The sequence below is a fragment of the Nakamurella lactea DSM 19367 genome, assembly GCF_000426645.1.
Taxonomy (GTDB): Bacteria; Actinomycetota; Actinomycetes; order Mycobacteriales; family Nakamurellaceae; genus Nakamurella; species Nakamurella lactea.
In genome coordinates, this window is record NZ_AUFT01000018.1 from 88,225 (window position 1) to 109,639 (window position 21,415).

The 21,415-nt window shown below is 69.7% G+C and carries 19 protein-coding genes; 13 read left to right on the plus strand and 6 right to left on the minus strand.

The features are described from left to right. Window positions 1-124: 124 nt before the first annotated feature. The 3 genes from K340_RS36280 to K340_RS34470 form a co-directional block, all read right to left on the minus strand. Window positions 125-442, minus strand: a complete 318-nt coding sequence (locus K340_RS36280; RefSeq protein ID WP_029137617.1) for a hypothetical protein — start codon at window positions 440-442, stop codon at window positions 125-127. Between the two features lie 104 nt (window positions 443-546). Beyond that, on the minus strand, window positions 547-1,758 hold the full coding sequence (locus K340_RS31015; protein ID WP_051266674.1) for an anhydro-N-acetylmuramic acid kinase: 1,212 nt from the start codon (window positions 1,756-1,758) through the stop codon (window positions 547-549). Further along, window positions 1,743-2,924: a serine hydrolase domain-containing protein gene (locus K340_RS34470; protein ID WP_051266676.1), complete on the minus strand. Its 1,182-nt coding sequence runs from the start codon at window positions 2,922-2,924 to the stop codon at window positions 1,743-1,745. The genes K340_RS31015 and K340_RS34470 overlap by 16 nt, the downstream gene beginning before the upstream one ends. A 107-nt stretch (window positions 2,925-3,031) precedes the next feature. Between K340_RS34470 and K340_RS31025 the strand changes: the two genes are divergently transcribed. From K340_RS31025 to K340_RS0117305, 13 genes are all read left to right on the plus strand, one after another. Then, window positions 3,032-4,711 (plus strand): ABC transporter substrate-binding protein, encoded by a 1,680-nt coding sequence (locus tag K340_RS31025; protein ID WP_084614588.1) that lies wholly within the window; start codon window positions 3,032-3,034, stop codon window positions 4,709-4,711. Between the two features lie 6 nt (window positions 4,712-4,717). Next, on the plus strand, window positions 4,718-5,680 hold the full coding sequence (locus K340_RS0117250; protein WP_051266681.1) for an ABC transporter permease: 963 nt from the start codon (window positions 4,718-4,720) through the stop codon (window positions 5,678-5,680). Continuing rightward, the gene (locus K340_RS31030; RefSeq protein WP_084614589.1) at window positions 5,677-6,630 is read left to right on the plus strand and encodes an ABC transporter permease; all 954 of its coding nucleotides are present in this window, start codon (window positions 5,677-5,679) and stop codon (window positions 6,628-6,630) included. Before K340_RS0117250 ends, K340_RS31030 begins: the two co-directional genes overlap by 4 nt. Further along, window positions 6,627-7,598, plus strand: coding sequence for an ABC transporter ATP-binding protein (locus tag K340_RS0117260; RefSeq protein WP_029137619.1), 972 nt, complete (start codon window positions 6,627-6,629; stop codon window positions 7,596-7,598). The genes K340_RS31030 and K340_RS0117260 overlap by 4 nt, the downstream gene beginning before the upstream one ends. Then, window positions 7,595-8,650, plus strand: coding sequence for an ABC transporter ATP-binding protein (locus tag K340_RS31035; RefSeq protein WP_051266682.1), 1,056 nt, complete (start codon window positions 7,595-7,597; stop codon window positions 8,648-8,650). Before K340_RS0117260 ends, K340_RS31035 begins: the two co-directional genes overlap by 4 nt. Continuing rightward, window positions 8,643-9,518: a MurR/RpiR family transcriptional regulator gene (locus K340_RS0117270; protein ID WP_211229504.1), complete on the plus strand. Its 876-nt coding sequence runs from the start codon at window positions 8,643-8,645 to the stop codon at window positions 9,516-9,518. Before K340_RS31035 ends, K340_RS0117270 begins: the two co-directional genes overlap by 8 nt. Before the next feature lie 35 nt (window positions 9,519-9,553). After that, complete coding sequence (locus K340_RS0117275; protein WP_029137621.1) at window positions 9,554-10,495, plus strand: LLM class F420-dependent oxidoreductase; 942 nt, start codon at window positions 9,554-9,556, stop codon at window positions 10,493-10,495. An 85-nt stretch (window positions 10,496-10,580) separates the two neighbouring features. Then, on the plus strand, window positions 10,581-11,696 hold the full coding sequence (gene dusB / locus K340_RS0117280) for a tRNA dihydrouridine synthase DusB (RefSeq protein WP_029137622.1): 1,116 nt from the start codon (window positions 10,581-10,583) through the stop codon (window positions 11,694-11,696). A 13-nt stretch (window positions 11,697-11,709) separates the two neighbouring features. Continuing rightward, a complete protein-coding gene (locus K340_RS0117285) occupies window positions 11,710-12,174 on the plus strand; it encodes a hypothetical protein (RefSeq protein ID WP_154674324.1) in 465 nt (154 codons plus the stop codon). Between the two features lie 128 nt (window positions 12,175-12,302). Next, window positions 12,303-15,059, plus strand: coding sequence for an LCP family protein (locus K340_RS0117290; RefSeq protein ID WP_029137624.1), 2,757 nt, complete (start codon window positions 12,303-12,305; stop codon window positions 15,057-15,059). An 88-nt stretch (window positions 15,060-15,147) separates the two neighbouring features. Continuing rightward, window positions 15,148-15,825: a phosphate signaling complex protein PhoU gene (phoU, locus tag K340_RS0117295; protein ID WP_029137625.1), complete on the plus strand. Its 678-nt coding sequence runs from the start codon at window positions 15,148-15,150 to the stop codon at window positions 15,823-15,825. Window positions 15,826-15,906: 81 nt separating this feature from the next. Next, window positions 15,907-17,385: a S10 family peptidase gene (locus K340_RS0117300; protein ID WP_037365394.1), complete on the plus strand. Its 1,479-nt coding sequence runs from the start codon at window positions 15,907-15,909 to the stop codon at window positions 17,383-17,385. A gap of 152 nt (window positions 17,386-17,537) precedes the next feature. Further along, complete coding sequence (locus K340_RS0117305) at window positions 17,538-18,356, plus strand: Bax inhibitor-1/YccA family protein (RefSeq protein ID WP_029137627.1); 819 nt, start codon at window positions 17,538-17,540, stop codon at window positions 18,354-18,356. Window positions 18,357-18,368: 12 nt separating this feature from the next. Here the strand turns inward: K340_RS0117305 and pstB are convergent, their stop codons facing one another. From pstB to pstC, 3 genes are read right to left on the minus strand one after another with little or no spacing between them, the layout of a single operon-like run. After that, window positions 18,369-19,148: a phosphate ABC transporter ATP-binding protein PstB gene (pstB, locus tag K340_RS0117310; protein ID WP_029137628.1), complete on the minus strand. Its 780-nt coding sequence runs from the start codon at window positions 19,146-19,148 to the stop codon at window positions 18,369-18,371. A 14-nt stretch (window positions 19,149-19,162) separates the two neighbouring features. Then, complete coding sequence (gene pstA, locus K340_RS0117315; RefSeq protein ID WP_029137629.1) at window positions 19,163-20,224, minus strand: phosphate ABC transporter permease PstA; 1,062 nt, start codon at window positions 20,222-20,224, stop codon at window positions 19,163-19,165. Next, window positions 20,221-21,354, minus strand: coding sequence for a phosphate ABC transporter permease subunit PstC (gene pstC / locus K340_RS31040; protein ID WP_154674325.1), 1,134 nt, complete (start codon window positions 21,352-21,354; stop codon window positions 20,221-20,223). Before pstC ends, pstA begins: the two co-directional genes overlap by 4 nt. Window positions 21,355-21,415: the final 61 nt, after the last annotated feature.

Below are 21,415 nucleotides of genomic sequence, written 5' to 3' on the forward strand. Positions count from 1 at the left end.
TACGGACAGCACAGCAGCCTCTGATCGGGTCGTCAAGATGCCCGGCGCGATGTGCACCGAAGCACCGGCAACGACAGTGCCGCGGCGCGGGAACCCCGGCGGAGCCCGCGCCGCGACGACCGCGTCACTTCTTGTTGGTGATCTGGTAGTACAGCTCGTAGTGCGTCCCAGAGGTCTTGAACACCAACGGAACCTGGTTCCCGCCGCTCGCCGAGACCGTGTACGCGGTCCCGATCTGCTGCGGCTTGCTGCCGTCCAGCTCCTGCAGCACGACGGTCGCGACATCGTCGAACTCGACCGAGGTCGAGAGCGTCTGGGTGTCCCCCTTGCCGATCGCGCCGGTCCAGGCGGCCTTCTTGTTCACCACGATCTGTGGTTCGTCCAGTCCCTCCAGGTCGTTACGACGCTGGCAATGCAGGGACGTGAGCTTGAGTGTTGCCATGATGCTTTCCTTCCTTCGGTGTGCTGCGACTGTGTGGTGATGCTCTGCAGTGCGCTCTGCTGGAAGGAAGAGGTGATCGGGCGCCGGCGCGGGCGCCCCGCCAGCTACCCAGCTTGGTCCGACGGCATGCCTAGGTTTGCCGCGATGTCGCCGACGATCAGCCGCCTGGGTGCCTGCGACCCGGCCGGCGGCAGCTGCCAGCCTCGCGGCCCCGGGGTCACCGAGCCGAGGATCGACCCGACCGGCGCACCGGTCGCGCCCGGCAGGGTTCCGGGCAGACCGTGCACGGTGAGGTAGCCCAGCAGTGCGAAGGCGTAGGCCTCCTTCGCCTGCGCCGGCAGCCCGAACACGTCGACCGATCGGACCGCACACGGCTGCACCAGGTCACGGATCCGCTGCATCAGCACCGGGTTCCGTGCGCCGCCACCGGCCACCACCAGATCGGTCAGCCGGTGCCGGGTGCACGCCTGGGCGACCACCCATGCGGTCAGCTCGGTCAGCGTGGCGACCAGGTCGTCGTCCGCGATCTCCGGAAGCCCAGCACGCAGGCTGTCAAGATAGCCGCGGTGGAACAGTTCCTTGCCGGTCGATTTCGGCGCCGGCGCCGCATAGTACGGCTCGGCCACCAGCCGCTCCAGCAGATCCGTCCGCACCGCACCGCGTGCGGCCCGGCGACCGTCGATGTCGAAACCTTCTGCACCGCCGGAGATCTCGACGACCGCCGCATCGATCAGGGCATTCGCCGGACCAAGATCGTAGGCCAGGACGCCATCCGGACCGGTCACCGTGATGTTCGCGATTCCGCCGAGGTTCAGCGAACCGCGGGTCGGCGCGTCGGCCAGGATCAACAGCGCGTCGAGGATCGACACCAGCGGAGCGCCCTGGCCGCCGGCGACGATGTCCCGGTTGCGCAGATCGGAGACCACCGGCAACCCGGTGGCCTGCGCGATCCAGGCGGGATTGCCGAGCTGGATGTCGCCGTACGCCACCCCGTCGTCGACGCCGTGGAACACGGTCTGCCCGTGTGATGCCACCAGATCTGCTGCGCCACCAGCGGTCTCGTCCCGCGCGCGGGCAGCGACGGCGCCGAACAGCCGACCGAGCTCGGCGTCCAACCGGGTCACCGCTTCCAGGCTGACGGTGTTCGGCGGCAACACGTCGGCGATCTGCCGGCGGACCGCCGCGGGCATCTCCATGCTGGTCAGGCCGAGTGGCGTCATCGTCAGCGTCTCGCCGTCGAGGGAGAAGTCGGCCACCGCTGCGTCGATCGCGTCGTAGGAGGTGCCGCTGATCATCCCGATCACTCGTAGGTCCATTCGGCCTGCCCTTCGTCGGTGTGCAGAGAATCGGTGTGCAGAGAATCGGTCTGCAGAGAATCGCTGTGCAGAAATCTGTGCCCGGCGGCCAGCGCGGCGTCCCACAGCGGACCGAAGGCCGCGGGTTCGGTGTCCACGTGCAACCGGTTGGTGGCCAGCACCAGGGTGGCATCGTGCTCGGGGATGACGGCCAACCCGATCCCGGGGAACCCGGTGTGCCCGATCAGCTCGGCCGAACACCCGGCGCAGCTGTCGCGCCAGCTGCGGAACCCGAGCAGCTGACCGGGATCCGGCCCGACTTCGAAGAACCCGGCCGCAGCCGGCCGGGCGCCCTCGCGCCTTCGAGCCGCCAGCACGGCGGCGCCGAACTGATGCAGTGCCGTCACCGTCCCGAACAGGCCGGCGTGACCGGCAGCGCCGCCGAACGCATGGAAGGCGTTGCCGTCGTTCACCTCTCCGACCAGCACCCGCTCCCGCCAGCCGTCGAACCCGCTGGCATCGACCCGAACCGGATACGGCTGACCACTGGAGACCATCTGCCGTTCGATCCGATCGCCGCGCGAGCTCGCGGCCACCGGATGGTCGGGCGGCGGGGCCCCGTACTGCAGCCCGACGATGCCGAGCGGACCGCAGACCAGGTCCACCAGCGCCGCCGGCAGTCGTTGCCCGGTAACGGTTTCCACCACCCGGCCGAGGATCATGAAGCCGAGGTCCGAATAGTGCCGCCCGGTTCGCGGCGGGTAACGCAGCGGCAGCGCCAGCACTGTCGCCAGCGGGTCCGCCGGTTCCAGATAGGTCGGCCACCACTCCCACAGGCCGGACCGATGGGTCAGCAGGTCGCGCAGTGTGGTCCCGGCCGATACCTGGGAGCCGATGTCCAGGAACCGGTCGAGACGGTGGTCGACCGACAGTTCGCCGGCCGATGCCAGCGCCATCAGCATGGCGGTGGTCCCGACGATCTTCGTCACCGAACCCAGATCGTGGGCGGTGTCGGCGGTCAGCGGCCGGTGCAGCCGGCCGGCATCGTCGAATTCCTGGGCAGCCCCCGCCCACCGATCGGCGGCCGCCCCGGGCGCCCGGACGGACAGGTGGGCGCCGGGGACGCCGGCACGGAGCGTGAAGCGGATCGCCGCGTCCAGCGTTTCGGTTGCGCCATTCGGCTGCATCCGGCCAAGTTAGCAGGTTACCCATTGCCCGGGGCCTGAGTAATTGACTACCGTCGCCTCAGTGTCAGGGTGATGGCGGATCGCCGGTCGAGCCTGGAGGAACAGCCGTGAACAGCAGGAGCAGCAGGGTCGCCGCAGCAGCAATTGCCGTCGCAGTCGGACTGGTCGTCGCGAGCTGTTCGCCGGCCGGTTCGACCGGCAACAGCTCGGCGGAACAACCTGCGTCGGTGGGCAACTCGGGCACCGACAGCACGGCAGCCGGCGAGACGACCGGCGCCGCCGACAGCGGCGCGGCCGCGTCCGGTTCGGCGACGGCGCCCGGTTCGGCGACGGCGGCCGCGGCACCGTCCGGCACCTTCGTGGTCGCCCGCACCGGCGACGTCGACAAGCTTGACCCGCACCTGGCCACCGCGTTCCAGACCATCGAAACCCTCGGCCTGGTTTACGACTCGCTGGTCAAGACAGATGCGGACGGCAAGCTGATCCCCGGGCTGGCGACCAGCTGGAAGACCTCAGACGGCGGCAAGACCATCACCTTCCAGCTCCGGGACGGGGTGAAGTGGCAGGACGGCGACGCCTTCACCTCCGCCGACGTCAAGGCCTCGATCGAGCGCATCCTGGACGAGAAGACCAGCGCCGTCGGCCGCTCCAACCTCTCGCTGATCACCTCGGTCGACGCGCCGGACCCGGGCACCGCGGTATTGCACCTGTCCGCGCCGGACACCGCGATCTACTACGCACTGGCCTCGACCAACTCATCGATCCTGCACGCCAAGGACATCACCGCCGGCACCGTCGGCAAGACGCCCGACGGCACCGGGCCGTTCAGCTGGAAGAGCTGGCAGCCGGAGCAGCGGGTCACGCTGGCCGCGAACGCCGACTACTGGGGCGGCGCGCCCGGCGTCGCCTCGCTGGAATTCCGGGTGATCCCGTCCGAATCGTCGATCCTGGCGGGCATGAAGGCCGGCTCCTTCCAGCTCGGCGTGCTGTCCGACCCGAGTGTCGCGGCCCAGGCCGAGGGCGCGAGCAACTTCGCGCTGGTCAAGCAACCGGTGCTGTCCTACCACGTGATGCAGCTCAACGGCCGGCGTCCGCCGCTGGACAAACTCAAGGTGCGGCAGGCGATCGCCTGCGCCGTCGACCGTCAGCAGGTGATCGACACCGCGGCCTTCGGAGACGGTCAGGTGACCGGGCCGATCACCAGCCCCGGCTACCAGTTCGATCCCACCGAGGGACTGCCGTGCAAGCCCGGTGACCTGGACGCCGCGAAACAGCTGCTGGCCGATGCCGGTGAGGGCGGCGGGTTCCACCTGAAGACCATCGTGGAGACGGGCGAGTACGCCACCAGCGTCGCCGAGGGCCAGAACCTGCAGGCGCAGTTGGCCAAGATCGGCGTCACCCTCGACCTGCAGCAGCTGACCACCAGCCCGTACGTCAAGGCCTGGCTGGACGCCGACTACGACGCAGCGGTGGCCCTCAACGGCGGCAGTTCCGATCCGTTCCTGATGTACGGCAGGTACTTCACCACCGACGGCAGCCTGACCAAGCCCGCCGGGCTGGAGTCCAAGGAACTCAACGAGCTGCTCGTCAAGGGCAACTCGACCGACGACGAGACGGTCCGGCAGCAGACCTACCAGCAGCTGCAGAAGACCCTGCTCGAGCAGTCGCCGTGGGTCTGGATGTTCCGCGGTGACGACTACTACCTGGTGTCCTCGAAGGTGCAGGGCTTTACCGCCAGGGCGGACGAGTCGCTCACCAGCCTGGGTTCCGCGACCCTGTCGGGCTGACCGCAGGTGATCGGCCTGCGCTGGGCGGCCGTCAGGTTCGGCGGCGCCCTGTTGACGCTGTTCGGCGTCGCCGTGGTGGTCTTCCTGGTGCTGCGGGTGATCCCCGGCGATGCGATCACCGCGTCGATGGGCATCGAGTCCGGCACCCTCACCGAGGTGCAGCGGGCGAGCCTTGAGCACTACTACGGCCTGGACAAACCGCTGGTGGTGCAGTTCTTCTCCTGGCTGGGTCAGGTGCTCACCGGCAACCTCGGGGTGTCGCTGATCAGCGGGCAGTCGGCCGCCTCGCTGATCGGAGCGGCGCTGCCGATCACCGTCGAACTCGCGGTGCTGGCCGCGGTCATCGGCACCGCCGCCGGGGTACTGCTCGGCATGTTCGCCGCCAGCGCGCCGGGACGGTGGCGGGACGGCACCGCGCAGACCGTCGCGCTGCTCGGGCTGGCGGTGCCGGAGTTCGTCCTCGGCGCGGTGGTGGTCGCCGCGCTCGCCAGCTATTTCGGGTACTTCCCGGACACCGGCACCTTCGTCCCGCTGACCTCATCGGTGACGGGCAACCTGAGCCAGATGATCTACCCGGCGCTGGTGCTCGCCGTCGGCTTCGCGGCGAACGTCATGCGCACCACCAGGTCGGCCGCCGTCGAGGTGGCCGACGCCGACTTCGTGCGCACCGCCCGCGGCAAAGGCGTGCCGGCCGGCCGGATCCGCAGCCGGCACATCCTGCGGAACGCGTCGGTTCCCATCGTCACCATCACCGGCATCCAGTTCGGCTACCTGCTCGGCGGCACGGTGATCATCGAGCAGATCTTTGCACTGCCCGGTCTGGGCAGGCTGTTGTTCACCTCGATCGAGAACCGGGACTATCCGTTGGTGCAGAGTTCGGTGTTGGTGGTGGCGGTCGGATTCGTCGTGGTGAACCTGTTGGTGGACCTTCTGTATCGGGTCATCGATCCCCGGACCCGGGCCGCATGAGCACCAGCGCACCGCCGCCGATCGCCGAGCCGGTCGAGTCGGGCCCGCCGACCGGCCGCCGGTCGCCCACCGCGCTGTTGCGCCGGGTCTGGCGCGACCCCGGTGGCCGGATCGGCATCGTGCTGATGGTGCTGATGATCCTGCTGGCGCTGCTCGGGGTGTCCGGACTGCTGCCGCACGGCCCGATCGACCAGGCTCCGCAGGACCGGCTGCAGGGGCCGTCGGGGCGCTACTGGTTCGGCACCGACCAGTTCGGGCGGGACATCGCCGCCCGCACCTTCGCCGGCATCTTCACCTCGCTGCGGGTGTCGGTGGTGTCGGTGCTGGCCGCCGCGGTGATCGGAACGTTCCTCGGCGTGCTGGCCGGCTTCCTCGGTGGCTGGGTCGATCAGGTGATCGGCCGGCTGATCGACATCCTGTTCGCCTTCCCGGCCATTCTCCTTGCCCTGGCACTGGTGTCGGCGCTGGGCAGCGGCTGGGTGAACACCGCGATCGCCATCACCGTCGTCTATGCGCCGATCTTCGCCAGGGTGGCGCGGGGACCGACCCTGTCGGTGGCCGGCAGCGAGTACATCAGGGCGGGCCGGGTGCTGGGCATCCCCACCTCGCGGCTGCTGCTGCGGCACGTGCTGCCCAACGTTGCGGCGCCGATCGTGGTGCAGGTGACCCTTGCCCTGTCCTGGGCGATCCTCACCGAATCCGCGCTCTCCTTCCTCGGACTCGGCACCCAGGCGCCGGACGCCAGCCTCGGCCTGATGGTCTCGGACGCCCGGAACCTGGTGTCCACCGCGTGGTGGACGCTGGTGTTCCCGGCCGCCGCCATCGTGCTGCTGGTGATCGGCCTCAATCTGCTCGGCGACGGCCTGCGGTCCGCGCTGGATCCGCGTCAGACCAGCGGCACCCGACCACGTCGTCAACGGCTGACCGGGACGCGCGGGAGGACCTCGTGAGTGCAGTGCTGCAGGTATCCGGCCTGCGCACCGCGGTGGCCACCGCCGACGGTCCGTTGGAGATCGTCCGCGGGGTCGATCTGGCCGTCGAGGCCGGCGAAACCCTCGCGGTGGTCGGCGAATCCGGCTCCGGCAAGTCGTTCACCGCGCTCAGCATCGCCGGCCTGCTGCCGGCCGGCGCCACGGTCACCGCCGGCTCCATCAGGATCGACGGACAGGAGACCGCCGACCTGCCGGAGCCCGCCCGGCGCCGGATCCGCGGCGCCCAGATCGGCATGGTCTACCAGGATCCGATGACCTCACTCAACCCGATGATGCGGATCGGCCCCCAGGTCCGGGAGGCACTGACCGTGCACGGCTGGACCGCCGCTGAGGCCACCCGTCGGACCATGGAGGTGCTGGACGAGGTCGGCCTGCCGACCCCGGGCGCGATGGCCAGGCTGTATCCGCACCAGCTGTCCGGTGGGATGCGGCAGCGGGTGCTGATCGCCATCGCGCTGGCGCCGCGGCCGAAGGTGCTGATCGCCGACGAACCGACCACCGCGCTGGACGTGACCATCCAGCAACAGATCCTGCAGTTGGTCGGCGGGCTCCGCGACGAGTACGGACTGGCCGTCGTCTGGATCACCCACGATCTCGGGGTGGTCGCCAGGATCGCCCGGCAGGTGTCGGTGATGTACGCCGGCCGGATCGTCGAACAGGCCAGCGTGCTCGACCTGTTCGGCGCACCCACCCATCCCTACTCGGCGGCCCTGGTCGCGTCGGTGCCACCGATGCGGGGCACCGACCGCGGCGACCTGCCGCAGATCGGTGGCTCGGCGGTCCCGCTGGCGGACCTGCCGATCGGTTGCCCGTTCCGTGAGCGATGCCCGCAGAGTATCGAGATCTGCGCCGAGCGGGAGCCGGACCTGCTGCCCCGCAACGGATCGCACGCCGCTTGTTGGGTCGAGCCCGGGGACTGGACATGACCGACAGCACCGGGAGCAGCCCGATGATCGAGGTACGTGACCTGGTCAAGCACTACCGCACCCGTGGCCGCGGCACCGTCCACGCGCTGGACGGGGTCAGCTTCTCGGTCGGGCGCGGCGAGACCCTCGGCCTGGTCGGCGAGAGCGGCTGCGGCAAGTCGACGGCCGCCCGGCTGCTGGTCCAGCTGGAACGCCCGACCTCGGGGCAGATCCTGCTGGACGGGCGCGATCTGCTGGCCGGCGGACACCGAAGTCGCAGCGGACGCGGCCGCCGACGCAGCCGCACCATCCAATTGGTCTTCCAGGATCCCTATGCCAGCCTCGACCCGCGGCAGCGGGTCGGCGACGCGCTCGGCGAGGTATTGACGGTGCACCGTCTGGTCTCGGATGCGGCGGGCCGCCGGCGACGGATCGGGGAATTGCTGGAAATGGTCGGGCTACCGGCCGGGACCGCCGACCGCTACCCACACCAGCTCTCCGGCGGCCAGCGGCAACGGATCGGCATCGCCAGGGCATTGGCGGTCGAGCCCGCGGTCCTGGTGCTCGACGAGGCGCTGTCCGCGCTGGACGTGTCGGTGCGCGCCGAGGTGATGAACCTGTTGGCCAGGCTCCGGCGCGAGCTGGGGCTGACCTACATCTTCATCTCCCACGACCTCGGCATGGTCCGGCACATCGCCGACCGGATCGCGGTGATGTACCTGGGCCAGGTGGTCGAGATCGGCAGCTGGGACACCGTTTCGGATGCGCCGGCGCACCCCTACACCGCTGCGCTCAACAGCGCGGTGCCGGTCGCCGATCCGGTCGTGGAGGCCGCGCGGCCGGCGCTGACCGTCCGCGGCGAGGTGCCGGACGCGGCCCGGCCACCCGGCGGCTGCCGCTTCCATCCCAGATGCCCACTGGCGCAACCGATCTGCAGTTCCGTCAACCCGGCACTCGAGCCGTTCGGGCCGGCCGGGACCGGCCACCGGGTCAGCTGCCATGTGGTGGAATCTGCCCAACGCCCGGCCTCCGATCTGCTGCTGGCCCACCGACAGGAGCACAGCGGTGAATGAACTACTGCCGAAGCTGCGCGGGCTGGCCCCGAGCCTGGTCCCGTCGCTGCGCCGGGTCGCCGACGTCCTGCTCGCCGATCCGGGAGTGGCCGCCGGGCTGACCATCAGTGACCTGGCCACCGCTGCGCACACCTCCAAGACCACGGTGCTGCGACTGTGCCGCGAACTCGGGGTGCCCAGCTACCGGGACCTGCGGGTGCGACTGGCCGCCGAGGGCGGGCGGGCCGAGGCCCGGGCGGAGCGGTACGCCGCCGGGGCCGACATCTCGCGGACCGACAGTCTGGACGATGTGATCGCCAAGATCACCTTCGCCGACTCGCAGGCCATCGCCGAGACGGCGCGACTGCTCGATCGAGACCACCTGGCCGCAGCGGTCGCCGCGGTCGCCGCGGCACGCCGGGTCGACGTGTTCGGCGTGGGCGCCAGCGCCTTCGTGGCAATGGATCTGCAGCAGAAGCTGCACCGGATCGGGCTGATCAGCTTCAGCTGGTCGGATCAGCATGCCGCGCTCACCGCGGCGGCGCTGCTGACGCCCGGCGACGTCGCCATCGCCATCTCGCACACCGGCTCGACCAGGGACACGGTCGAGACCATCGGACTGGCCCGCCGGCACGGCGCGACCACCGTTGCACTGACCGCGGTACCCCGGTCGCCGCTGGCCGTTGCGGTCGACCACCAGTTGATCACCGCGTCCAGGGAGACCACCTTCCGCTCCGGCGCGATGGCTTCCCGGATCGCCGCCCTCAGCGTCGTCGACGTGCTGTTCGTCGCGGTGGCCCAGGCCCGGTACGACCGCACCGTCGCCGCCCTGGAGGCCACCCGCAAGGCGGTCGGGATCCGCCGGTTCGACAGCGATGAGACCCGCTGAACCCGCCGTCCGACATCTCCAACTACCGTCGCCCTATGGACCTGAGGATCTTCACCGAACCGCAGCAGGGCGCCTCGCACGCCACCCTGCTGAACGTCGCGCTGGCCACCAAGGACGCGGGCTTCTCCGCGTTCTTCCGCTCCGATCACCTGATGAGCATGGGCGCCGGCGACGGACACCCCGGCCCGTCCGAATCGTTCGTCAGCCTGGCCGGGATCGCCGCCGCGGTGCCGGACCTCCGGCTCGGCACCCTGGTCACCTCGGCGACCTTCCGTCATCCCTCGATGCTGGCGATCGCCGCCGCCAACCTGGACGACATCTCCGGCGGCCGATTCGAGCTGGGGCTCGGCTCCGGCTGGTACGAGCAGGAGCACACCGCCTACGGCATTCCGTTCGGCGACTCGTTCGGCGAGCGGTTCGACCGGCTCACCGAGCAGCTGGAGATCATCACCGGGCTGTGGGACACCACCGTCGGTGGCACCTTCGACCACACCGGAGCGCACTACACACTGACCGGGGCGCCCGGACTGCCCAAGCCCGCGCAGATCGGCCGGACCGGAACGCCACGGGTGCCGATCATCGTCGGCGGGCACGGACCGAAGCGGACACCCGCGTTGGCCGCGCGATTCGCCGACGAGTTCAACGTGGCGTTCTCGCCGCTGGACGTGGTGACGAAACAGTTCGACCGGGTCCGGGCCGCCTGCGAGGCGGTCGATCGCGACCCGGGCTCGCTGGTCTACTCCGCCGCCCAGGTGCTGTGCCTCGGCCGCGACGACGCCGAGGTCGCCCGGCGGGCGGCGGCAATCGGTCGCGATCCGCAGCAGGCCAGGGAGAACGCCACCGGCGGCACCGTCGCCGAGGTGGTCGACAAGCTCGGCCGCTGGGCCGAGGCCGGCGTGCAGCGGGTGTACCTGCAGGTGTTGGACCTGGCCGACCTCGATCACATCGCACTGGCCGGCGAGCAGCTGCGGTCGTAACTTCTGGGACACTGGACCCATGACAGCCGCCGGCGAACTCGTGCGCGTTGGCCCGCCGCGCCCGGAAACGGCGGTCGCGGATCCGATGACCATCGGCCGGTACGAGGTGTGGCCCCCGGTCGAACTGGCCCCGATGGCCGGCATCACCAATCGCAGCTTCCGCAAGCTCTGCCGGGAGTTCGGTGCCGGGCTGTACGTCTGCGAGATGATCACCACCCGGGCACTGGTCGAGGGCGACCCGAAGACCCGGGAGATGATCCGGTTCGGCCCCGAGGAGTCGCCGCGGTCGCTGCAGTTCTACGGCGTCGACCCGGCGACGGTGGAACGCGCGGTGCAGCTGGTGGTCGACGAGGACCTGGCCGACCACATCGACCTCAACTTCGGTTGCCCGGTGCCGAAGGTCACCAAGCGTGGCGGCGGCGCCGCCCTGCCCTACAAGCGCCGGCTGTTCGAGCAGATCGTCAGCCGCGCGGTCCGGGCCGCGGCGCCGGCGAACATCCCGGTGACGGTGAAGATGCGGATCGGTATCGATCCCGACCACATCACCTATCTGGACGCCGGCCGGATCGCCGAGGCCGCCGGCGTCGCGGCGGTCGCGCTGCACGGTCGGACCGCCATGCAGCACTACTCCGGAACCGCCGACTGGTCGGCGATCGCCCGACTCAAGGAAGCGGTGACGACGGTGCCCGTCCTGGGCAACGGCGACATCTTCTCGGCCCAGGACGCGCTGGACATGATGGCCGGAACCGGGTGTGACGGGGTGGTGGTCGGCCGCGGCTGCCAGGGCCGACCGTGGCTGTTCGCCGACCTGGCCGCTGCCTTCGACGGCCGGGCCGAGCCGGAGCCGCCGACCCTGCGCGAGGTGGCCAAGATGCTCCGCCGGCACGCCGAGCTGCTCATCGAGGAGATGGGCGCCGACCGCGGGATCCGCGACCTGCGCAAGCACATCTCCTGGTATCTCAAGGGTTTCCCGGTCGGCTCGTTGGTCCGGCTCGACCTCGGCATGGTCTCCAGCCTGCAGGATCTCGACGACCTGATCCGCCTGATGGACCTGAATCAGCGCTTCCCGGCCGGCGCCGAAGGTCCGCGCGGACGGCAGGGTTCACCGCAGCACCGGGTGCATCTGCCGCACGGCTGGCTGGACGATCCGGAGGACGACCTGGTTCCGGTCGGCGCCGAGCTGGACTCCAGCGGCGGCTGACGTGCGCCACCCGGTGCGACGCGTCGCCGTGGCGGCGATCGGGGTGCTGTTGGTGACCTTCGCCGGACTGCTCTCGGCCGCGCGCGGATCTGTGGTCCCGACCGAGGACGGCGTCCGCCAGACCGCCACCGCGGTGGCCCCATCGGCGGCCGAGCTCGCCGAGATCCATCGGACGATCGATGCGGTCAACGCCGTCGCGGACACCGATCCGGCCCGGCAACGAGCCGTGCTGCAGGCCCTGGTGGCCGACGACCGCGCCGCAGATCAGCGCAGTTGCGCGCCGGCCACCACCACCGTGCGGTTCGAGCCGGTGTGGACCGGCCTTCGCCCGGACCCGAACGGCAGTCCGAACACCTTCGTGCTGCCGACCCTGGTCCGCAGCTACACCGGCGGCCGGATCACCGGGACCGACACCGCCGCGCTGTTGATCAGCATCTTCAGTGACGGAGCCCACCTGCCACCGCTCTGCGTGGCCTGAGGATGTCCCGGTCAGCTACCGACACCCGGAATCGATCCGTACCATCGTGGAGTCCGTCCCGGGACATTCCGGGGCCATGGTGGCGCGCCCGATCCGTGGCCGCGCTGAACTGAGCAAGGAGGGGTCGCGTGAGCGAACCGCCGCGCGATCGCAGCGACGGCGACGCCGGCCGTGGTGAGCACCCCCGCGGCGGCGCTGCCGGCGACGACGCGGCCGGCTCGGCGCCCTGGGAGCGTCCGCGCAGGTGGAACCAACAGCGGCTGAACGCGACGAGGGTGGACGAGCTGCTGGCCAGGCTCGGGAACGAGGAAGAGACCGGCGGTCGGCGGCGGCGCCGCCGGGAGGCGGAGGAACGCGCGGCCCTGGCCGGGACCGGTGACGACGCGGGTGACGAGACCGCGGGTGACGGCACCGCGGGTGACGAGACCGCAGGCGACGGCACCGCGGGTGACGGCACCGCGGGTGACGAGACCGCGGGCGACGAGACCGCAGGCGACGAGACCGCAGGCGACGAGACCGCAGGCGACGGGACCGCGGCCGACGGGACCGGGGAGAGCCCGGCCGGCGACTCGGCCGGCGCGGCACCGGACGAGCCGGGTCGGCGCAGTGAGCGGGCCGACCAGATCTCCGCTGCCGACCTGATCGCCGCCTTCGGCGGCACCGTGCCGGGTCGGCAGACGCCGCCGGACGCGCCGACCCCGACCCCGGCGCCGGAGATCCCCGGCGCCAGCGAGACCACCGACATCATCGATCCGCAGGCGGCCGCCGCGCTCAGGAGCCAGGCTGATGCCGCCCCGGCAGAGCCGCACCCCCCCGCTGCCGACGTGCGACCCCGGTTCGGCGGACCCGGTGTGGTCAGCATGCCGGGGCACGACGACGACGGCACCGATCAGATGCCGTTGATCGGCCCCCAGGAAGACATCAGTTCGATCCGCGAGTCGCTGCGCCGTCAGCACCTGACTGCACCGGTTGCCGGAGCCGTCGCCGCCTCCGCAGCCCGCGAGGACCGCCCGGCGGCATCGCCGGCCGGGACCGGCGTGGGCGGACAGGCGACGACCGGACAGGCGACGACCGGGCACGCGGCGACCGGGCACGCGGCGACCGGGCCGCGGCGATCCCGCACCTCAACGCACGGATTCCTCTGGGCCGGCCGGGCGGCCATCGCCGCCGTTTCCGCGCTGATCCTGGTGTTCACCGGCATCTACTGGAACCTGACCAAGACGGCCGATGCCGACATCGCCGGTAACAGCGGGAACGGTTCCTACGTCCAACCCACCGACACGCACATCTCGACCCCGTCGACCAAGTCCAAGGATCCGACGGCCGCGGCAGCGCCGGTCACCTTGTACGAGCCGGAGAACATCCTGCTGTTGGGCTCCGACACCAGGGCCGGGGCAAATGCCAACTCCGGCAACAGCGACGGCACCCAGAACACCGCGCAGTCGGACACCATCATGATCGCGCACCTGTCCGCCGATCGGCAGAACGTCACCGTCCTGTCGATCCCGCGAGACCTGCACGTCACCGCCCCGCACTGCAAGATCTGGAACTCCGAGACCGGCAAACTGTCCGACGAGGAGCAGCCGGTCAACGACACCACCCAGTGGAAGATCACCAACGCCTACTCGGTCGGCGGACCGGCCTGCTCGGTGAAGGCCGTCCAGCAGCTCACCGGACTGCGGATCGACCGGGTGATCGGCATCGACTTCGACGGCTTCAAGTCCATGGTCGACGCGCTCGGCGGGGTCACCGTCAATGTCTGCAAGCCGATCGTCGACGCCGAACTGCAGACGGTGGTACCCACCGCCGGCGTGCAGACGATCCGCGGCGACCAGGCCCTCAACCTGGTCAGGGCGCGCAAGGTGATCGGCGATTCGACCGGCGACTACGGCCGGATCCGCCGCCAGCAGGTGGTGCTGTCGGCCATGCTGCGGCAGCTCACCAGCGCCGGCACTCTGCTCCGCCCCGGCAAGCTCAACGACTTCCTGAAGGCGTTCACCTCGGCCACCTTCACCGACAACGTCACCTTCGACTCACTGCTGGATCTGGCCCATTCGCTCGGCGATCTCGCGCCGGGCAAGGTCACCTTCTTCACCGTCCCGGCCCGCCCGAACCCGGTTGACGACGGCGATTCCCAGGTGCTGGTCAAGGACAAGGCCGAGCCGATGTTCGCCGCTCTGGTCAACGACGAACGGCTGCCAGGCGAGACCGTTTCCAGCAGCAGCGCCGCGACCAAGGGGAGCACAGCGACCAAGAGCGGCACGGCGTCCAAGAGCGCGTCTGCGTCGAGCAGGTCGACCAGCTCCGAGGCCACCACCTCGACCAGCGCCGCCCCGCAGACGCTGTCCGTCGACCCCGGCTCGATCAAGCTGCAGATCGTCAACATGACCGGGGTGGCCGGCAAGTCCACCGAGGCGATGGACATCCTGAACGGCTACGGATTCGCCGTCACCCCCGATGACCTGTACCGGCCGGAGGACCAGACGCAGAACGGTCTCACCGTCGAGTACACCGCCGGCAACCGCGATGCCGCGGTGGTGGTGGCGGCTGCGGTGCCGGGCTCGCAGCTGGTAGCAGTGGACGACACCGGGAGCTACCAGGTGCGACTGGTACTGGGCACCAGCTACGACGGCAATCTGTCGTCGGTCGCCGTCGGCCAGACCGTGCCGACCCGGCTGCAGAGCACACCCGCGACGTCGCCTTCGTCGTCATCCGCGACCTCGAACTCGACACCGACACCGACCACCGACACCGGCGGTTCCGCCGCCGGCGCGGGCGTCAACGCCGGTGGCGCCGGGGCGGCAACCCCGAAGACCACGGCGGCCAGCCCGCTCGACAGCACCGATCTGAACGCGGTGAACGCCGAGCAGACCGGCTGCGTCTGACAGTTCGCCGACGACGATCCATCCGCCATTCACCCTGCGTTCACCGGATCGGTGGGAACCGGCATCACCCTGGGCCTAGGCTTGGGTCATGCGCCAGGCCTATCAGACCCAGCTCGCCGACCTCGGCGAACACGGCTCGCGGATGTGCGACCTCGCTTCGACGGCGATCCGCGACGCGAGCCGCGCCCTGTTGGACAGCGACCTCGCGCTGGCCGAGCAGGTCATCGCGATGGACGTCAGGCTGGACGAAATGCGTGCCACCGCCGAGGATTCAGCACTCGAGCTGCTCGCGCTGCAGGCCCCGGTGGCCTCCGACCTGCGGGCTGTTGTGTCGGCGATCTGGGTCGTCGCCGACGTGCAGCGAATGGGCACCCTGGCGATCCACATCGCGAAGGCGGCCCGCCGCAAGCACCCGCACTCGGTGGTGCCGATGGAGATCCGGCCGATCTTCGAGCGGATGAGCTCGGTGGCCCAACACATGGCGGGCCGGGCATCGCAGGTGCTGCGAACCCGCGACCTGCAGATCGCCAACGGGATGGACGCCGAGGACGACCTGATGGACGACCTGCACCGGCAGATGTTCACCGCGCTGCTGGCGCCGACCTGGACCCACGACGTGCCGACGGCCATCGACCTGGCGCTGCTCGGCCGGTTCTACGAACGGTTCGCCGACCACGCGGTGGCGGTGGCCCGCCGGATCGTCTTCCTGGTGACCGGCGACAATGTCGGTGGCGACACCACGGTGGTCCTGACGCCGCCGGAGTGATCGGCACCGGCTAGCATCGCCCGGGTGCCCGATGACGCAACGAATCCCACCCCAGAACACGGCCGCTCCGCCGCGCAGGCAGTGCCGACCGACAAAGCAGTGCCGACCGACAAAGCAGGGCCGGCCGACAAGGCAGGGCCGACCGACGACCTGGTCACCACCCGACACACCCTGACCACGCCCGACGGCGCGCTCGAGTACACCGCCACCGCCGGACGGATCGTGGTGCACGAGGAGAAGCACACCGACGGCGCCTTCGACGGCCACCGTCCGGCCATCGAGATGTTCGTCGTCTCCTACACCGCCGATGACGCCGATCCGGCGACCCGACCGGTGACGTTCGCCTTCAACGGTGGGCCCGGCAGTTCATCGGTCTGGCTGCACATGGGCCTGCTCGGCCCGCGCCGGGTACTCGCCGGCGACGCCGGCGCTCCCGTGCCGCCCCCTTACCGACTGGTCGACAACGCCGAAAGCCTGCTGGCGCACAGCGATCTGGTGTTCATCGACCCGGTTTCGACCGGCTACAGCCGGCCGGTGGCCGGCGGCAAGCCTGCCGACTACCACGGCTTCACCGCGGATCGGGACGCGATGGCCGAGATGATCAGGCTCTGGACCACTCGCCATCAGCGCTGGCTGTCCCCCAAGTTTCTGGCCGGCGAGTCGTACGGGACGCTCCGGGCGGCCGCGCTGTCCGCGCACCTGTCCCGGCGGATCGGGATGACGCTGAACGGCCTGATGCTGATCTCTTCCGTGCTCGACATGGGCTCGGTCCGGTTCACCGAGGGCAACGACGCGGCCTACATCGGTTACCTGCCGACCTATGCTGCCTACGCGCACTACCACGGTCTGCACGGATCCCGGAGCCTCGACGAGGTACTGGCGCAGGCCAGCGAACTGGCCGAGCACGACTATCCGTGGGCGTTGGCCCGCGGCTCCCGGTTGACCGCCGCCGAACGCGCCGACATCGTCGCCAGGGTCGCCGCCGTCACCGGATTGAGCACCGAGTACGTCGACCGGGCGAACCTGCGGATCGAACACCAGCGCTTCTTCGCCGAGTTGTTGCGCAACCGGGGCGAGACGGTGGGGCGTCTCGACGGCAGGTTCACCGGACCGGCCGCCGATCGCAACGCGGCTGCTGCCGACGGTGACGTTTCCTACTCCGCCTTCCAGACTCCGTACACGGCCGCGGTGAACCACTACCTGCAGGCCGAACTCGGGTACACCAGCGATCTTCCGTACGAGATCCTCACCGACCGGGTACAGCCGTGGTCGTACGCCGAGTTCGAGGGCCGCGGCGTCTCGGTAGTCTCCGACCTGGACGCGGCACTGCGGGCGAATCCGTTCCTGAAGGTGAACGTCGCCCTTGGCTACTTCGACGGGGCAACGCCGTTCGCCGCGGCGGAGAACACCCTTGCCCGGATGGACCTACCGGAGTCGTTGCGGGACAACATTTCCTATGTCTACTACCCCGCCGGACACATGATGTATCTGCACGAGCCGTCGCGGGCCCGACAGTCCGAGGACCTGGCGGCCTTCGTCCTCGGCGCCTCCGGGACCTGACGACCCGGTCAGCCGACCGAGCCGGTGACCCAGCGCGAATCCATCGGGTCCTGGGTCGTCGCCGGATAGGCTGTACCGGCAGTCAGTACGCAGGTTTCGCCCCGTCCCGTACGTGCTCACATCCGGTCACCCCTCGAGAGGCGACGAACACGATGGCAATGAACAACCCGGCGTACAGCCGGAACGAGGCCTTCAGCGACAAGCCGCAGGCCTCAGCACAGGTGAGTGCCGCCCAGCTGGAACAGCTGTACAACCAGCCGACCGCCCACGACCCGCACGCCCCGGGCGCCGAGCGGATGTCCATCGACGACACGTTGATGAAGTCGTTCGCCTGCTTCGGTGTGCTCCTGGTCGGCGCGGCAATCGGCTGGGCGACCGTCGACGCGATGCCGTATCTGTGGATCGGCGCTGCGGTGGTCGGTTTCGTGCTGGCCCTGGTCAACATCTTCAAGCGCGAGCCGTCGCCGGTACTGATCCTCGCGTACTCACTCGCCCAGGGTGTGTTTCTCGGCGGCATCTCGGCCTTCTACGAGTCGAGCTACCCGGGCATCGTGCTGCAGGCCGGGCTGGCCACCCTGTGTGTGGTCGGGGTGACCCTCGCCCTGTTCGCCAGCGGCAAGATCCGGGCCTCGGCCAAGGCCACCAAGGTCTTCCTCGTCGCCATGCTTGGTTACCTGGCGTTCTCGCTGGTCAACCTGATGATCATGATCTTCGGCGGGGCGGGCGCCAATCCGTGGGGGCTGCGCGGCAGCGTGGAGATCTTCGGCATCCCGCTGGGCCTGATCCTGGGTGTGTTGGTGGTCATCATGGGCGCCTACTCGCTGGTCCTGGACTTCGACTTCATCCAGCGTGGGGTGCGCAACGGCGCGCCGCGCAAGTACGGCTGGACCGGGGCGTTCGGCATCATGGTCACGGTGATCTGGCTGTACCTGGAGATCCTGCGGCTGATCGCGATCGCCCGCGACAACTGACCCCGGACGGAATCAGCCGAACCGGCCGGAAATGTAATCCTCGGTGGCCTTCTCGGACGGGTTGGAGAAGATCTTGGTGGTCTCGTCGTACTCGACCAGTCGGCCGGGCTGACCGACCCCGGCCAGGTTGAAGAAGGCGGTGCGGTCGGAAACCCGGGCGGCCTGCTGCATGTTGTGGGTGACGATCACGATGGTGTACCGGGTCTTCAACTCACTGATCAGATCCTCGATGGCCAGCGTTGAGATCGGGTCGAGTGCCGAGCACGGCTCGTCCATCAGCAGCACCTGTGGCTCCACGGCGATGGCCCGGGCGATGCACAGTCGCTGCTGCTGACCGCCGGACAGCCCGGCGCCCGGCCGGTTCAGCCGGTGCTTGACCTCTTCCCACAGGTTCGCGCCGCGCAGCGACCGCTCGACGATGTCGTCGAGTTCGTTGCGCCCCTTGCGGGTGCCGGCGATCTTGTAGCCGGCGATCACGTTGTCGTAGATCGACATAGTGGGGAACGGATTCGCCTTCTGGAACACCATCCCGACCGTCCGCCGGACATTCACCGGATCGACGCCCGGACCGTACAGATCCTCGCCGTCCAGCATCACCTTGCCGTCGACCCGGCCGCCGGGAATCACCTCGTGCATCCGGTTCAGCGTCCGTAGGAAGGTCGACTTGCCGCAGCCGGACGGCCCGATGAAGGCGGTCACGGTGAGCGGCGCAATCTTGATCGAGGCGTCCTGCACCGCCAGGAAGTCGCTGTAATAGACGTTCAGGCTTTCGACGTCGATGCGCTTGGCCATGGTGACAATTCCTCTTACTTGGTCTTCGGCTGGGCCAACCTGGCCAGCAATCGGGCGATCACGTTGAGCAGCAGCACCAACAGCACCAACAACAGCGCCGCTCCCCAGGCGCCGGCGTCGGTGCCGGGATTGCCGGTCCGTTTGCCGAGCTGGTCCCAGACCATCATCGGCAGGGTGGCCTGGTCGCCGGAGAACGGGTTGGCGTTGAGGAAGCTCGAGTAGCCGGTGAGCAGGATCAGCGGTGCGGTCTCGCCGGCCACCCTGGCGACGGCCAGCAGGCCCGAGGTGATCAGGCCGGACATCGCCGTCGGCAGCACGATCATGATGATCGTCCGCCACTTCGGCACCCCCAGGGCGTAACTCGCGTCCCGCAGGTCGCGCGGCACCAGCCGCAGCATCTCCTCGCTGGAGCGGACCACCACCGGCAACATCAGGATGGCCAGCGCGATCGAACCGGCGAAACCGAACGGTCGGGCGCCGAAGCCCAGCAGCAGGAAGGTGTAGACGAACAGCCCGGCGACGATGGACGGCACCCCCGTCATCACATCGACGAAGAACGTCACCGCCCGGGCGAACCGACCCTTGCCGTACTCCACCAGGTAGATCGAGGTGAAGATGCCCAGCGGGATGGCGATGATCGCCGCCATCCCGACCTGTTCCAGCGTGCCGATCAGACCGCCGACCAGCAGGCCGCGCAGGTCGGGGTCCGACAGTCCGGTGGTCAGCGCCGGCAGGCCGCGCTGCAGCATGTAGACCAGGATCAGCAGCAGCGGCACCATCGCCGCCACGAAGCAGGCGTGGATCAGCGTGCTGGCCACCCGGTCCTTGGCCCGCCGACGGCCCTCGACCGAGTACGACCAGGCGCTCAGCACCACGATGTACAGCGCCGCGGCGGTGAAGAACGCTGTGTACCATCCGGTCCAGCCCAGTCCGTACTTCGCACCGACCGCCAGCGCGAGCGCGATCAGCGCGGCAACGTACGGCGCCCACTTCGGCAGCCTGGCACCGACCAGGGCTGACGGCAGAGCCCGCCCGGCGGGCGGGGTGGTCGGCGCCGGCGAGGTCAGAGTGCTCATGCCGTGAAGTCCTTCTTCCTGGCGATGATCGCCCGGGCGATCGAGTTCACGATCAGGGTGATGACGAACAGGAACAGTCCGGCGGTGATCAACGCCGGGATGCCCAGCGGGGTCCCGGACGCCTCGCCGAACTTCAGCGCGATGGTCGAGGCGAAGGTGTCGCCGGCCTTCTCCGTCAGATGGCCGTTGATCTTGAACGCCGAGCTGAGCAGCAACGCGACCGCGATGGTCTCGCCGAGCGCCCGGCCGAGTCCGAGCATGGCCGCCGAGATCATCCCGGCCCGGCCGAACGGCAGCACCGCGGTCCGGATGGTCTCCCATTTGGTGGCGCCGAGAGCCCAGGCGGCGTCAACGGTCTCCCGTGGGGTCTGCAGGAACACCTCGCGACAGACCGCCGAGACCACCGGCAGGATCATGATCGCCAACACGATGCCGGCCATCAGCAGGCTCTGCCCGTACTGGTTCGGATTGGTGAACCTGGTGTTGTCGAAGATGTACGTCCAGCTGAAGTACTCGTTGAGCCACGACTGGAAGCCCTGTGTCTTGGGCACCAGCAGGTACAGGCCCCACATGCCGAAGACCAGCGACGGAACTGCGGCCAGCAGGTCGACCAGGCCGCCGAGCACGGTGGCCAGCCGGCGCGGTGCGTAGTGCGAGATGTACAGCGCGATACCGATGGCGACCGGCACCCCGATCGCCATCGCGATGGTCGCCGAGACGATCGTGCCGAAGGCCAGTGCGGCCACCCCGAAGTTGGACGGCCCCTCGCTGGAAAAAGACCACTTCTGAGTGGTGAACAGGTTGCCCTTGTTGGCATCTCCGGCGAACAGCGCCGGCCAGGCCTTCCAGACCAGGAACGCCGCGATGGCCGCCATCACCACCAGCAGCACCGCGCCGGAGCCGGCCGCCAGGCCCTTGAACACCCGGTCCCCCCGGCGCACCGACTGCCCGGAGATGCTGGACCTGACCGTCCCGGACCCGCCTGCGGCCGAACTCGGGGGGTCGGCCGGACCCCGGGTCGGGGCGGGCGCCGCGCGCCGCTGTTCGTCAGCGACGGCGCCCGCCGACCGCAACTCCTCCTCCAGCGGATCCGGTTCGGTCATCGACCCGCTGCCAGCTGTGCTCGACATGTGTCCTCGCCCGCGCCGGCAGGCCGGCCGCTCGATGTCATCGGGTAATGGTGACCCATGG